Below are 13,571 nucleotides of genomic sequence, written 5' to 3'. Positions count from 1 at the left end.
TAATCTAGTTGGTGGATTGATTGCATATTGTTTAAAAGACGAGAAGCCATCATTAAATCTAACAGCTCAAGAACTTGAGCTGTTAGATAGCACTAATATCGTGTTTGCTTAACCAGATCTGAGGTATTCTTTACTATAAAGAGTTGGCCGAAGCGGACTACAAACGAAGTCAAAAGCTGGATTCAACCACGTCGCGAAATTATCGCAGCTCTCGTTTAGTAACAAGAATGATAATTTTGATGTGGCGGCTGGGCCAATTCTTTTATAAAGAGTAAAGAGGAGCAGCCGTTGGTTTCCTCTTGGTCTGGTGTGGGTGAAGCGCCACGACGTTAGTGGCTGCAGGCCATATTGTTAACTCACAGTAGCTTAAATTTTTGTAAGAACTTAGTTCTAATTCTTCTGTTTAGATATAATTGATTTTGTTTATCATGAAGTTTAATGATAAACAAAACTGAGTCAGTACCATTGAGGCCACGAATCAAATCGCTGATCATTTACGATTCAAAAATGAGATTAACTCTGCGTCACCAACTCTATCTTAAACTCACTTCCTACCCCAGGTTGGCTGTCGATTTCAATTTTGCACTTTAATAACCCCAATAACTGCCTGACGATGGCGAGTCCGACGCCGAGTTGTGGCAGGCTTTGATTAGCTTCAAATGACAGCGTGGTCATCGACAATTGTTTAAGGGCGTCAACTTCATGCTTGTGCATGCCTGCGCCGGTATCACGCACGGTTAACCATTGTTGGTCATTGTGACGTGCATTAATGATTTGGATTTTGCCGCCAGCAGGAGTGTAGCGCAGAGCGTTGTCGACTAAGTTGTTGAGGATTCGGCGCATTAAGGTGGGATCGGTATAAATTTGACCTGCATGATTAATGTCAAAATCAAGTTGTACCCCCAACTTTTTAGCGCGCGGGGTAAAGGTTTGCTCAATGTCGCTGAGTAATTCAGTTAAGTTAACCTGTTGCAATTGCGCATCGATTTGACCATTTTCGAGGGCGGCCAATTCTAATAACTGTGCCAATAACTGTTGTAAGGTTTGGCCGGAGTTGGCAGCGTATTGGATCAATGCTTCGTCGCGCTCATCTTCAGGTAAAATAAGCCAGGTATCGATATAGCCTAATAGTGCAGTCAGCGGGGTTTTTAAGTCATGCGATAAGTGCAATAAAAAGTCATGTTTAGCTTGTTGCTGACGCTTAACTTGCTGTTGTTGTAATTGAATTTCTTGAAGTAAATGATTGATATGATGACTCAGTTGGCTTATCTCTAAACTGCCACGATAACGCTGTGGCAGCATGAGATTGTCTGACATAGGCTTATCTTTTAGCTCGGTTAAGTCTTGGGCTAATTTTTGGATCGGACGAGTAAAATAGCGCAATAAAATCACAAAGAGCACCAAGGCAAAAATGATCCAAAAACCGATGGTAGCGCCCCATATTTTTGGCTGGTTTTCGGCGTTGATCAGTGCTTGCCAGCTGTCGTAATCTTCGCCACCAATAATGACGTACAAATAGCCGCTGTGCAGGCCTTCTGGGGTCACTAATTTACTCACCGAAAATATCTTTTGGGTGTCCTCACTACGCGGATCGGTGCCCAGCACAGGCAGGTTTTCGCCGGTTAAAAACTGCTGAATAATATTGGTATCAACGCGGTGAGTTTTGATTTTTTCATCTTTGGCATCATAGGCAACGACGTTGCCATTAGGGTCTAGAGTGTAAATTTCAAAACTTGGGCCTAACAGCATAAAGTCGTGAAAAGCTTCTTTAAGCGCAGCGTCAGAGGTAATCCCTTGCGACAATAGCGGGTTGATGTGCGCCATATGTTCGGCTAATTCTCGATGCAATGATTGTTGTATTTGATTGCGGCTAAACTCATGGTTGAGTTGCAACCATTGCCACAAGGCGACAAATAACAATAATACAATCAGTGTAGCGGCCAAAAATAGTCGGTTGAATAAACGATTCATTAGTGGGTTTGCACCTCTGGTGGTGAAAATTTATAACCCACGCCCCATACGGTTTTCACTAAGTCGTGTTCGGGTGAGCACTGCGATAATTTATTGCGTAATCGGTTGATATGGCTATTCACTGTGTGCTCGTAACCGTCGTAGTTATAACCCCATACCGCTTCGAGTAATTGCATACGGCTAAAGACTTGCAGCGGGTGTTTGGCTAAAAACAGCAGTAAATCAAACTCGCGGGCGGTGAGGGTCAGTGCTTTGTTAAATGCGGTGACTTCGCGGGTACTGGAGTTAATGGTGACGCTGTTAAATTCAATTTGTTGAGTTTGCTCTTGCTGGGCTTTACCGCGTCTTAGTAAGGCTTTTACGCGTGCGCGAAGTTCTAATACGCTGAAGGGTTTCACCAGATAATCATCGGCTCCGGCCTCAAGCCCTAGTACCACATCAGCTTCTGAGTCTTTAGCCGTTAATAGCATCAGCGGGACTTCCTTGCCGGCTTGGCGTAATTGCTCGCACAACATAATGCCGTCACCATCGGGGAGCATGCGGTCCAATAAAATTAAATCGAGCTTTTTATGCTCAATAATCTGCATGGCTTGCTTTAATGTTGTGGCGTGGTCGACGTGATAATTGAGTGCTTTGAGGTTAAGAATGAGTAATTTAGCCAGGTCTTGTTCATCTTCTACCAGCAAAATGTGTTGCGGGCAGGCATGACCGCTATGTTTAGTGGTTCCATTCATGTTGATTTCCTCAAAGCAAGTCCAGTTTTGACATTAATAACTAGACCTGCCTTGAGGCGAATAAATTTCAGCCTGGTTTAAATTTATTCAGTTCTGGTAATGGTGACGGCTAATACTGGGTTATCAAACCGGTGCGAAGCATCCAGTACTGAGTCGGCTAAACCGTCATACATTGAAATCACCCCAGGGTGAATATGAACAAAGTCGACATCATCACGCGCGGCATTAAAACCTTCGCCGCCATCAGCAGGGCCTGGCATAGTGCCTTTGGCTTCGCTGTTGGCTTCGGTGCCTGCATCATAGGCCATAAACTTCATTGAGCTTGAGGCGTCGACTTGCATACCCGCAATGTTGTAGCTGTTTATGCCGGTAAAGGCGTCGTTAGTGTTAACCAACATAGTCGCTAGGCTTATACTGGCAGCGTCGGCTTCATCTATCGTGAGCGTCAGGGTTTCACTCATGCCGGGCATGATAAGTCCCGCTCCGTTAACGCTGCTAGTCATCACAGCTAGTGCGGCTATATCAGCGGTATCGCCACCTTCAGCCATTTTTTCTATGGCTTCGCTTGCCATTTCACCGGCGTTCCATAACATCGCATCGCTTGCATGAGCGGCTAAAATCACCGGCGACATGGGCTGGTTAGCCGTCAGGTTAGTGACAGTGACCGTGAAGGTTTGCATCACAGCTGCTGGCGGAGTCTCGACAACGGTGTCATTGTCATCATCACCACACGCGGTTAATAAGGTGGTCGCTGCCAACATGGCCAGTAAACTGGGCTTTAATGTAAAGTCAGTGAGTTTCATGGGCTACCTCCTTATTTTACTGTTACCACAACTTTGGCAACAGGATTCAACCAGCGGTGTACGCGGCTGTCTAGGTCACTCATGCCACCAGCAGGATCCATGTCCCCTAATACGCCTGGATGAGTATGCACGTAACTGTTGTCGCTATTGTCCATTACGCCAGTACCGTTAGTCCCACCATCGCCGCCAGGTGCTGCAGGAATGCCCGGTACTCCAGACATGCCGCCACCATTAATGATTTCATCATTGGCTTCGGTGCCAGCATCATACGCATTAACGTACATAGTATAAGTACCTGCTTCTGTTGGAATTTCCCAGCCATCTAGCCCAACAAAGGCATCGTTGGTGGGTAATACCATGGCAACAATCGATAAATGAGTGTTATCGCCAGTATCTAACATCACATCGCTGACACTCATGCCAGCGGCTAATAATCCCATTGCTGGGTTTGCCGATGTGACGCCTGCATTGCCTGTAACGGCAGCTTCTAAGTCGGCAATATCACCACCTTCAGCCATTTTCTGCAATGCTGCAGAGGCTTCGGTACCTACTTGAAACAGATGACTGTCAGCGTCGTGAGCAGCGATCAAAAGAGGGGTGAAGTGATTTCCGTGAGTTAAATTGGTCACGCTAACTTCAATATCCGCTGCCAAAGTTGGAAGACTAAATAATCCAGCAGCCATAAGACTTGCAGTCACTAATGTACGTTTCATAACCGAGCTCCTTTTGTTTAATTGCATCCAGTATGCGGCAGGAGTTTCACCAGGTTATTGCCAAATTATCACAAAAGTTTAACATCGTAGCTGGCTATATTGGCGTGTGCTAAAGTGTGCTGAAACAGACAAGAATATAAGATTATGATTAGAGAACTGACCCACGCTGACTTTGACGCAGTGATTGCTTTAGGCGAAATTGTTCATGGTAGTGGTTATATGGACATTGCTGAACTCACGGCGATTTATTACAAAGGCATTAAACATGGTATTAACGCCAATTTTGTCGCAATTGAAAACGATCAGCTTATTGGTTTTCGATTAACCTATGCCGCAGGGCAGTGGCCGCAAGATCAGTGGTGCACGGTAGATAAGTGGGGCGTTGCATTTGAGGATGTGTGTTATTTCAAATCGAACACTATTGCAGAATCTGCCCGCGGACAAGGTCTTGGCGGACAGTTATTAGCAGCCTCTAAAACGGCAGTGATTGCCCAAGGGGCTAAAGCGGGAGTGAGCCATTTGTGGCAACAAAGCCCCAATAATGCAGCAGTGCGCTATTTTACGAAAGCGGGTGGGCAGCTAATTGCCGAACATCCTCAGCGCTGGCATCAACGTTACATGGGCGAAGAGTATATGTGTGTTATTTGCGACCACGACTGCCACTGTGTCGCCTGTGAAATGCTGTTAGTTTTTTAGCCTGATTTCCCTTATTAATAAGAAGAATAATATGTACGATCCGCTGGTAAATTCTCATCCTAACAATCAACCTTTTGCCCCAAGCTATTGGGCGGCGACCCAGGCATTAGGCGAACCAACAGCCGCATTATCTGGCCGCCAGCAAACCGATGTGGCGATTATTGGCGGTGGCTATACCGGGCTGTTAACCGCGTATTACCTGGCGAGTGAGTTTAATATTGATTGCCATGTATTAGAGGCTAATCAGGTGGGATTTGGTGCCAGCGCCCGTAATGCTGGGTTTGTGTTAAAAGGCTCGGGCCGTTTAGGTTATGCCGCCATGACCCAACGCTGGGATCTAGCTACCACCAAAGGCATTTACGATGAGTTTACTCAAGCTGTCGCGCGTGTCGATGGTTTAATTCAACAACACAATATTGCCTGTGAGCCGCAAGAAGCCGGCTATTTAAAAGTGGCTCATAATCCAAAAGCGCTGGTCACACTGCAAAATGCGGCTCAGTATATTCAACAACACCTGGCAGATAGCCAAGACAGTGGCGCTGAGTTTATTAATAGCGGCGATTTTAGAGCGCAATATTTAGACCATCATCAAGCCTATGGCGCTTTACGCTTAAAAGACGGTTTTGGTCTTAATCCGCTTAAATTATTACTCGGTTATAAGGACATGGTACAAGCCCAAGGCGTGACGATTTCTGAGCAATCTTGCGTATTAGATTGGATTGAAGAGGGCGGTAAGCATCGTTTAATCACCGCTAACGGAGAGTTGATTGCCAATAAGGTGATTATGGCGGGCAATGCCTACACGCCAAAGCGCTTTAATCAGCGTATAGATGACAAGTTTTTACCCATACTAAGCAATGTGATTGTTACCGAGCCGCTCACGGCGCAAGAGCTAGCACAGGCTGGTTTGCATACGCATCAAGTCACCATGGACACGCGTATTTTAAAATACTATTACCGCTTACTGCCAGACAACCGTTTACTGTTTGGTGGTCGTGGTGCGGTGTGGGGCAAAGATTCGGCAAACCCTGTGTATGGTGAGCGTTTAAAAATGGCGCTTAATAAGTGTTTTCCGAGCTTATCGAGCAAAGCGATAGCCTATAACTGGACCGGCTGGATTGCTGCTGCGATGGATGATATGCCCCATGTGTATAGCAAAGGTGGCGTAGGGTATAGCTTAGGATATTGCGGTGCGGGCGTGTCGTTTAGCAGTCAAGCGGCATTTCGATTAGCACAAAGCATTGCCGGTGAAGCTTTACCTAAGTTGCCTTTATATCAACAACCATTACCTAAATTCCCCTTTACCCAAGCAAGGCGCCTTGGGCAATGGGGATATTATCATTATGGTTGGTTAAAAGACCGCTTTGGTTAACTAACTAAATTGGACACTAGTGAGCTTGTTCGCCAAAAGGTAATTAAAAATGCCAGTCAGATAATTGACTGGCATTTTTGAGGAATAAAACCTAGATTATTTATAGTTTGGAGCAGGACTCATAATTAAAAATGATAACTAAGGTTTAACTGATAACTTAAAATATCATTTGGATCTAACGAAATATATTTAAATCCTACTCCTACCTCCCAGACTGGCGTAATTTGATAACCTAAATGCATACCCGCATACAAGTCAGTATCATCTAACTTCGTCTTTAGATTTTGTCCTTGTGAACGGCTATTCACTTCAGATTCCCAAAATAATAGTCCTACAGGAATATCAAACCTCCAGTTTTTATGCTCAATCAACGTGAATTTAGCCCCTAAGGTATATCCATGTACCAAAATAGGTGAAACCGATTTCAATTGTTCATGATACTCAGTAGGATTTAAGGTTGACCCTGTTATTTGCGTTTTACCGCTGCCTTGATCTAAGTAACCTAATTCGAAAGCAATCATTGGAGAAATTTGATAACCAATATTGATCCCGACTAGAGTATCAGAGTTATCAAAATGGTTTATTGTCCCCGAATTAACATCTTTTTGTAAATCTTCCTTCGCTTGATCTGTTTTGCTTAAACCTAAAGATACATCGAGATACCATAGGGTGGATTCAGCGGCCTGAGCCTGGGCTAAAGTCATGAAGCCTAGTAAGCTCAATAATATTAGCTTTACATGAGACTTGATTCTTCTAAGCAATGCCAATAACAACAAACCTATCCATCCAAAGGTCAATGATCCCCCACCTGATTTATTATCAATAGTTTGTACTTGATAAGCTTTTACATTAACAGTTAGATTGCCCACTGCTTCTCCACCGAGCCCATCACTGACTTGGTAGCTAACAAGATCACTACCTTCAAAGCCTGTCTTAGGTGTATAGCGGATTTGTGTGCCGTCTATTACTACACTACCTTCTTGTGCCGTTACTGAAGTTAATGCTAATACTTGATCATCAGGATCGCTATCATTAACAAGTACATCCACTAATATACTGGTTCTATCATCAGTACTTGCCATATCATTCATTGCAATAGGCGCTCTATTAGCCACCACGCTGACAGTAAGCTCACTGGTTGCTGTGCCACCCTTACTATCACTAATGCTATAAACCAATACATCATCACCGATAAAGTCAGGTGCAGCCGTATAGCTAACTTGTTGGTTACCTAATACTACAGCGGTACCAAATTGGCTAATCACTTGAGTGACCATAAGGGTGTCATTGTCCTGATCGGTATCGTTTGCAAGGACATCAATATCACGGCTTTGATTTACAGGCACAATGAAAGTGTCAGCAATTGCTACCGGTAGATTATTACCATTAAGCACCACAGCTACTCCACCTGGATCGACAATCATGCCATTAACTAAGCCATCATCATCATTGGCGCCGCCATCTTGTATCGTTAACTGCACACACCAATAACCTTCATTAAGACCTATTTGCCATAAACTGCTTCCTGGTGGCGGACATAACCCAGGCTCTCCAATGCTGCTAGCTATGCTGTTTTTGTCATCAACAACAAAATCACGCCAGCCTGTCTGAACATTATATTTACGGTACACGGCGTTAGTGGGTACAGGTAAAGCTTGCGGTAAACTAAAGCTATAACTATCGCCCTGTTTAGGTAAATTAGTGGCAATAAAGTCAAATACTCCACCAATGTTGGCTGCATCTTCGTCTGCTGGTATCGCGTCATTACTTAAACCTATTCCACTGCTGGAATCTGCTAGTGCGGTATTTCCTAAACTTAAACATATACCAGATGGGCTTTCAGCAAGGAATAATACTTGCTCAAGACCAAGCTCTTGTAACACGTTACACTGGGATATAGCATCTAAGTAGTCAGGAATGCCATCACCATCGGTGTCAGTAAAGCCTTCTTGGTCATCGGGGATCAAATCACCATCTGAATCTTCACCAGTTAATACCGCTAATGATTCAGTTACTTTGACATTCACGCTTACTATCGTAGATAAGCTAGGTGAACCATCATCGCTTACTGTCAAACTAATAGGATAAACACCAACATCGAGCGCATCAGGTGTGAAGAAAGTACCATTCGCGTCGGTTTCAAGGACAAGTTCGCCAGAAGACCAAACTTGAGACAAGTTATCTTTGCTATTTGCATCACTTGCTTTACCGAGAATATATACCTTACCAGCGAGCTTACTTATTTGAGTACGCAATTCATTAGCTTGACGCACTTCAATGTTCGCTTTTGGCGCGATATTGTCTTCTGATATAATTAAGCGAGTTTCGCTGTGAGCACTTAGGTTTAGTGATGTATCTAGGTTGATGATTAATTCTTCATTCCCTTCAACTTCACTGTCGTCATACACATCGACAATGAAACTCGCCGACAAACCTGAAACTATCTCTATTTGATCATCTACTAAGCTATGATCGTTAGCATCAACTGTGCCTGATATAGTAAAAGGAATGGAAATAGGGTATTCAGGTGCTTCGCCATTCAAGTACACACTTACCTTAACTTCGCTCCCCTCTGCGACAACTTGCTCTCTGGTGATTGAAACTAGAGGATGAATCCTAATTTTTTGCGACTTCAAAGCTGTGCGCCCTTGGGCGTCAGTTGCTTGCCAATAAGCTAGATGATTACCAGGGGAAAATAGCTGTTGAGAGTTAACTAGCGATACAGGTAGTTTATTACCTAATTTATCTACCGCAGTCGCCACACCTAATTTCACTTTGGTAAAGAGTCCTGTTGCCTGGACATCAAGATCATCAGGAACAGTTATAATTGGTAAGTCATCAGCATTTTCACCTGTAATTAATAAACTTACTTTTGCGCTACTGCGAGCTTTTTGACCATCAGAAATTGAGTAGCGTAAATTGACGGGTCCAACATAATCTGTCGATGCTTTATAAGTTAATACTCCGTTATCAAATGTCGCTATTCCAACATCAGCAGCAGCGCCTTCAATAGTTAATGTGTCTTCATCCACATCTAAATCATTTTCAAGAACTGGAAGTGAATAGCTATTAGTCTCAGTTTTGATCAGACTGTAATTATCATCCACAGCTTGAGGTGCGTCATTTACCGGAGTGACAGTTATGGTTACAGTGCCGAGTGCTGAACTTAATGAGCCATCGTTAGCGGTAAAGGTAACACTATCAGCGCCATTAAAGTTGGCATTAGGGGTATAGAGCCATACAAGACCATTTTTTTCCAAACTACCTGATGCGGGGGGGGTAACGACTTCATAAGTTAACACATCACCCACATCATCTTGAGCGCTAAATTGGATACTAATCGAGCTGTCTTCTTCTAATGTTACATTAGTATTCGGCGCAACAGGTGCCCTATTAGGTGTTACTAAATTTGAGGGTGCAGATGCTGCGCTAATTCCTGCACTATTAGTAGCTGTCACACTAAAGGTGTAAGCCACTCCATTAGTTAAGCCTGTCATCATAACTGGCGAAGCCACACCACTTGCCGTTAGGCTGCCTGGGGTTGAAGTTACTGTATAACTTGTTACTGCCGAACCACCATTAAAGCTTGGCGCTGTGAATGAAACAGTAGCTTGAGCATCTCCAGCAGTTGCTTGTACTGATGTTGGTGCTGTAGCCACCAACGCGGTAATATTGAAACTTTGACTGACTTGAGGGGCGGAATTAAAACTACTATCGCCACTTTGGTTTGCATTAATTGTACAAGTGCCGGGAGTCACTAAAGTTAATACCCCCATATTTGTTACAGTACATACAGCCGTCGTTGATGATGTAAAGCTAGGTGGTAACCCTGATGTGCTGGTTGCGGATAGGGTGATGCTGGTACCAAAATCTTGAGCTCCTGGATTATCGAAAGTAATGCTTTGTGTCGCTTTAGAAATCACACTATTTGAAACAGTAGAAGCAGCACTTGTACCCATAATGTTAGTTGCTGTGACAGTAAAAGTATATGGTAACCCATTGGTTAATCCAGAAATGGTAATTGGTGAGGCCGAGTCCGTTGCTGTTAATCCACCAGGGTTAGATGTCACTGTATAGCTTGTTATTGAACCACCGCCATTAAAACTTGGTGCGGCAAACGTAACATTAGCTTGGGATGTTCCCGATGTTGCAACAACTGTTGTTGGTGCACTAGGCGTGAAAATAATTGGATAACTTGTTACTCCTGTTATATTTCCCTCAGCATCTTTTGCAACCACATACATAGAGTATAAGGTTTCTGCTGTAAGGCCAGAAGTTGCTACAGTTATTGCGCTGGCAGCACTCAAGGTTTTTTGCCCTGCTGCTGTCACAGGTGTATTAGTTGAATCTTGACCCGCTTGCACTTGAGTCGCATCAGGCGCTGTAGAGCCTGAAGGTAAAACTACATAATACAAGTTACCCGCCTCATTTGAGGTAAAGGTATAGCTAAAATCTGTAATACCACCAGTAAGTTGTAAAATATCGCTTAATACCGGAGGCGTGGTATCACAGCTGGCAGTAGTAAAAACTTGATCGCTGCCATTGACCATTACGCTACCATTGACGGCGCTGTCATCTGTCGTGCTGTTAAAGCGATAATGATAACTTGTCTCACAGCTAAGCCCAGTCATTGATGCGGTAACGTTAGCTGTGCCTGAGTTTGCAGCGTCCACCACAGCATTGTTAGTAATAACCCCTGCATTACCATAAGCTGTGGTTGTGCCCCACTCTAGGCTCATAGTCTGAGGTAAAGCCCCTTTGTTAACATTTAAAGATACATCGGCGCTGGTTTGATTTAAGGATCCATTTGTACCGCTTACAGGCGCACAAGCAGTGGAATAGGCATAAAGGGAAGTATTAGTGCTGTTAGTATTTGAATGCTCTGCATTACCGGCCGTAGTATGAGAGCCTGCAAAATGATAACGATACAATTTATTACATGTTAATGCATTCATCTCACATGAAAAATTATAAACCCCAGCGGCGCCAGCATCCACATCCAACACATAACACATTAATGACCCAGAATTTTGCGCAGTCCCCGCGCTGGGGATACCATTTCCCGTAAAGGTTGACGGGGTAATCCCGTTTACCGTTGTCGAGTCTCTGAGATATGCCAACTCATCTATTGAATAAGTGCTCGGCACCCCAGTGCCTGCAGCCACCTCTACGCTGCCGTTCATCTTCATGCAACTGGATATTTTACTCTGTGCTGTACACACAGTTGCGGGGATAGCCCTGATAGTATTAATGACCATTGCATTATTATCACTGATGGCCCATAACGATGCAGAAAACATAGCACTGGCAAGTATTGTGCTTTGAACTAACAGCCGTGATTGTGGTATTTTCATAGAATTCCTTATCTTTATTCTTAAGATATAAGCCAAACGTAGGTTTTTTAGAAGTTTGTGACTACAGCTTAGTTGAGAATAAAGTTGTTATTTTGTTATTTTGTTATTTTGTTATTATTATTGTTATTTTGTTAACTGTAGGTGAGTTGTGTGTGGTTTTACAGTTTGGTGCTAGCTAATAACTTTCTTAGCAAAGAAATAGTGAATGCCCTCTAGTTCAGGTGAAACGCTTGAGAGTATGTTTTTATTAATAATGATTAAAAACATACTCGATGACTCCCAACCAATAATTGAGTGATAACTTTCTGAACAAATTCAGTTGTAAAAACACCAAAAATGTTTTAGCAACGTTCATGACTTATCACTGCCCATATCAGGTGAATTATCTACTTGTTCAGCTTTTAGTATGTTAACCGACGACTTCGCCAGTGCTTATTTTAGTTTCGTCCAATGGTTCGATTTTGAAGTTGAAATAGGCATAAGTGGCACTCACAAATGGACACACCAAGTTAAAGAAGGCGTAGGGCAGGTAGGCAATGGTTGCTACGCCTAAGGTACTGGCCATAAAGGCGCCACAGGTGTTCCAGGGCACTAATGGGCTGGTGACTGTTGCAGAGTCTTCAAGTGAGCGACTCAAATTAACCGCGGCTAATTTACGGCGAGTGTATTCAACCTTCAGCATTCGACCTGGCAGTACAATCGCAATGTATTGGTCGGCGGTAATGATGTTAGCGCCAATACACACCCCAATGGTGGTAATGATCAGGCTGGTGGTACCGGTCACTACGGTCAGAATGCTTTCTAAAATACGATTTAATAATCCAGTGACTTCCATTACACCGCCAAATGCCATGGCGCATAAAATTAACCACACAGTGGTCACCATGCTGCTCATGCCGCCTCGGCTTAATAAGTTGTCTAATACTTCATCACCCGTGTTGGCAACGTAACCGTCAAACATGGCAATCCACAAGCCTTTTACCAGTGCAACTACCGGTACGAGTGTGTCGTCGTGAACAAAAGCGATCACGTTATCAAATTGAAACAGTGCCGCACATGCAGCGCCGGCAAGTGTGCCTAATATTACTGTGGGAAAAGCAGGCATTCTGCGGTTAGCTAAATACAACACCACTAATAATGGAATGAGTAAATGCAGCCCAGGGCTATAGGTTTTGTCTAATAGCGCCAGAGTGTCGGTAAGTTGGTTTTCAATCGGGGTGGCATCTGCGGTTAAGCCTAAAAAAGTAAAGCCGATAAGGGCAATAATAATGCTTGGAACCGTAGTCCAGGTCATGTGGCGAATATGGCTAAAAATATTGGTACCTGCCACAGCTGGTGCCAGGTTGGTGGTGTCAGACATTGGCGACATTTTATCGCCAAAATAAGCACCACTGATAATGGCGCCGGCGGTAATGTTCACGTCTAAGCCCATTGCTGACGAAATGCCCACTAACGCGATCCCGAGCGTACCGGCTACTGTCCAGGAGCTGCCAATACTTAACGCCACTACCGCGCACAATAAACAACAAGCGGTATAGAAATAATCGGGATTAAGAATTTGCATGCCGTAATAAATCATCGTTGGCACAGTGCCTGCTAAAATCCAGGTACCAATGAGTGAGCCCACGCTGAACAAAATTAACAGCGCACCTGTCGCAACCCCGATACTTTTAACAATACCGCGCTCCATTTGGTTCCAGCTGTAGCCATTTTTAAAGCCAATCACCATGGCGATACACGCCGCTAACACTAATGCGATTTGGTTGGCGCCAGATGAGCTGTCGGATGAAAATAAATATACCGCAGCACCCAGCATAATAATGAGTGCAAATACGGGAATAAGCGCATCGAGTAATGTGGGTTGCTTATGATTAGATGGCGACGGTTTTGAAGACGCGGCTTGAGACATACGATTTCCTTTATAATTA

General features: G+C 43.9%; 8 protein-coding genes and 1 pseudogene. 3 read left to right on the top strand and 6 right to left on the bottom strand.

Features of this window, described 5'->3' with window-relative positions; all coding sequences use genetic code 11:
- Positions 1 to 112 (top strand): annotated as a pseudogene (locus GQA99_RS21055) (IS982 family transposase); the annotation flags it as partial.
- Between the two features lie 401 nt (positions 113 to 513).
- On the opposite strand, the gene GQA99_RS17625 reads toward GQA99_RS21055, so the two are convergent.
- The 4 genes from GQA99_RS17625 to GQA99_RS17610 form a co-directional block, all read right to left on the bottom strand.
- Positions 514 to 1,971, bottom strand: coding sequence for a sensor histidine kinase (locus tag GQA99_RS17625; RefSeq protein WP_160056132.1), 1,458 nt, complete (start codon positions 1,969 to 1,971; stop codon positions 514 to 516).
- A complete protein-coding gene (locus GQA99_RS17620; protein ID WP_160056130.1) occupies positions 1,971 to 2,705 on the bottom strand; it encodes a response regulator transcription factor in 735 nt (244 codons plus the stop codon). The genes GQA99_RS17625 and GQA99_RS17620 overlap by 1 nt, the downstream gene beginning before the upstream one ends.
- An 83-nt stretch (positions 2,706 to 2,788) precedes the next feature.
- Positions 2,789 to 3,508: a spondin domain-containing protein gene (locus GQA99_RS17615; RefSeq protein WP_160056128.1), complete on the bottom strand. Its 720-nt coding sequence runs from the start codon at positions 3,506 to 3,508 to the stop codon at positions 2,789 to 2,791.
- An 11-nt stretch (positions 3,509 to 3,519) separates the two neighbouring features.
- Positions 3,520 to 4,221, bottom strand: coding sequence for a spondin domain-containing protein (locus tag GQA99_RS17610; RefSeq protein ID WP_160056126.1), 702 nt, complete (start codon positions 4,219 to 4,221; stop codon positions 3,520 to 3,522).
- Between the two features lie 144 nt (positions 4,222 to 4,365).
- Between GQA99_RS17610 and GQA99_RS17605 the strand changes: the two genes are divergently transcribed.
- Positions 4,366 to 4,917 carry a GNAT family N-acetyltransferase gene (locus GQA99_RS17605; protein WP_160056124.1) on the top strand — a complete coding sequence of 184 codons (552 nt, stop codon included), beginning with the start codon at positions 4,366 to 4,368 and terminating at the stop codon, positions 4,915 to 4,917.
- A gap of 31 nt (positions 4,918 to 4,948) precedes the next feature.
- Positions 4,949 to 6,289 carry an NAD(P)/FAD-dependent oxidoreductase gene (locus tag GQA99_RS17600; RefSeq protein WP_160056122.1) on the top strand — a complete coding sequence of 447 codons (1,341 nt, stop codon included), beginning with the start codon at positions 4,949 to 4,951 and terminating at the stop codon, positions 6,287 to 6,289.
- A 125-nt stretch (positions 6,290 to 6,414) separates the two neighbouring features.
- Here the strand turns inward: GQA99_RS17600 and GQA99_RS17595 are convergent, their stop codons facing one another.
- Together GQA99_RS17595 and nhaC are read right to left on the bottom strand one after the other, a co-directional pair.
- Entirely contained in the window at positions 6,415 to 11,679 is a 5,265-nt protein-coding gene (locus GQA99_RS17595; RefSeq protein ID WP_160056120.1) for an Ig-like domain-containing protein, read from the bottom strand.
- Between the two features lie 373 nt (positions 11,680 to 12,052).
- Complete coding sequence (gene nhaC / locus GQA99_RS17590; RefSeq protein WP_160056118.1) at positions 12,053 to 13,552, bottom strand: Na+/H+ antiporter NhaC; 1,500 nt, start codon at positions 13,550 to 13,552, stop codon at positions 12,053 to 12,055.
- Between the last annotated feature and the right edge of the window lie 19 nt (positions 13,553 to 13,571).

Origin of the sequence: Shewanella litoralis (genome assembly GCF_009828585.1) — a bacterium.
In the GTDB taxonomy this organism is placed as follows: domain Bacteria; phylum Pseudomonadota; class Gammaproteobacteria; order Enterobacterales; family Shewanellaceae; genus Shewanella; species Shewanella litoralis.
This window is presented reverse-complemented; position numbering and strand designations above follow the sequence as displayed.

Bases quoted from the DNA above. Each gene is read 5' to 3' on its own strand.
- GQA99_RS17620 (WP_160056130.1), bottom strand. From the start codon at position 2,705: ATGAATGGAACCACTAAACATAGCGGTCATGCCTGCCCGCAACACATT.
- nhaC (WP_160056118.1), bottom strand. From the start codon at position 13,552: ATGTCTCAAGCCGCGTCTTCAAAACCGTCGCCATCTAATCATAAGCAA.
- GQA99_RS17615 (WP_160056128.1), bottom strand. From the start codon at position 3,508: ATGAAACTCACTGACTTTACATTAAAGCCCAGTTTACTGGCCATGTTG.
- GQA99_RS17605 (WP_160056124.1), top strand. From the start codon at position 4,366: ATGATTAGAGAACTGACCCACGCTGACTTTGACGCAGTGATTGCTTTA.
- GQA99_RS17625 (WP_160056132.1), bottom strand. From the start codon at position 1,971: ATGAATCGTTTATTCAACCGACTATTTTTGGCCGCTACACTGATTGTA.
- GQA99_RS17610 (WP_160056126.1), bottom strand. From the start codon at position 4,221: ATGAAACGTACATTAGTGACTGCAAGTCTTATGGCTGCTGGATTATTT.
- GQA99_RS17600 (WP_160056122.1), top strand. From the start codon at position 4,949: ATGTACGATCCGCTGGTAAATTCTCATCCTAACAATCAACCTTTTGCC.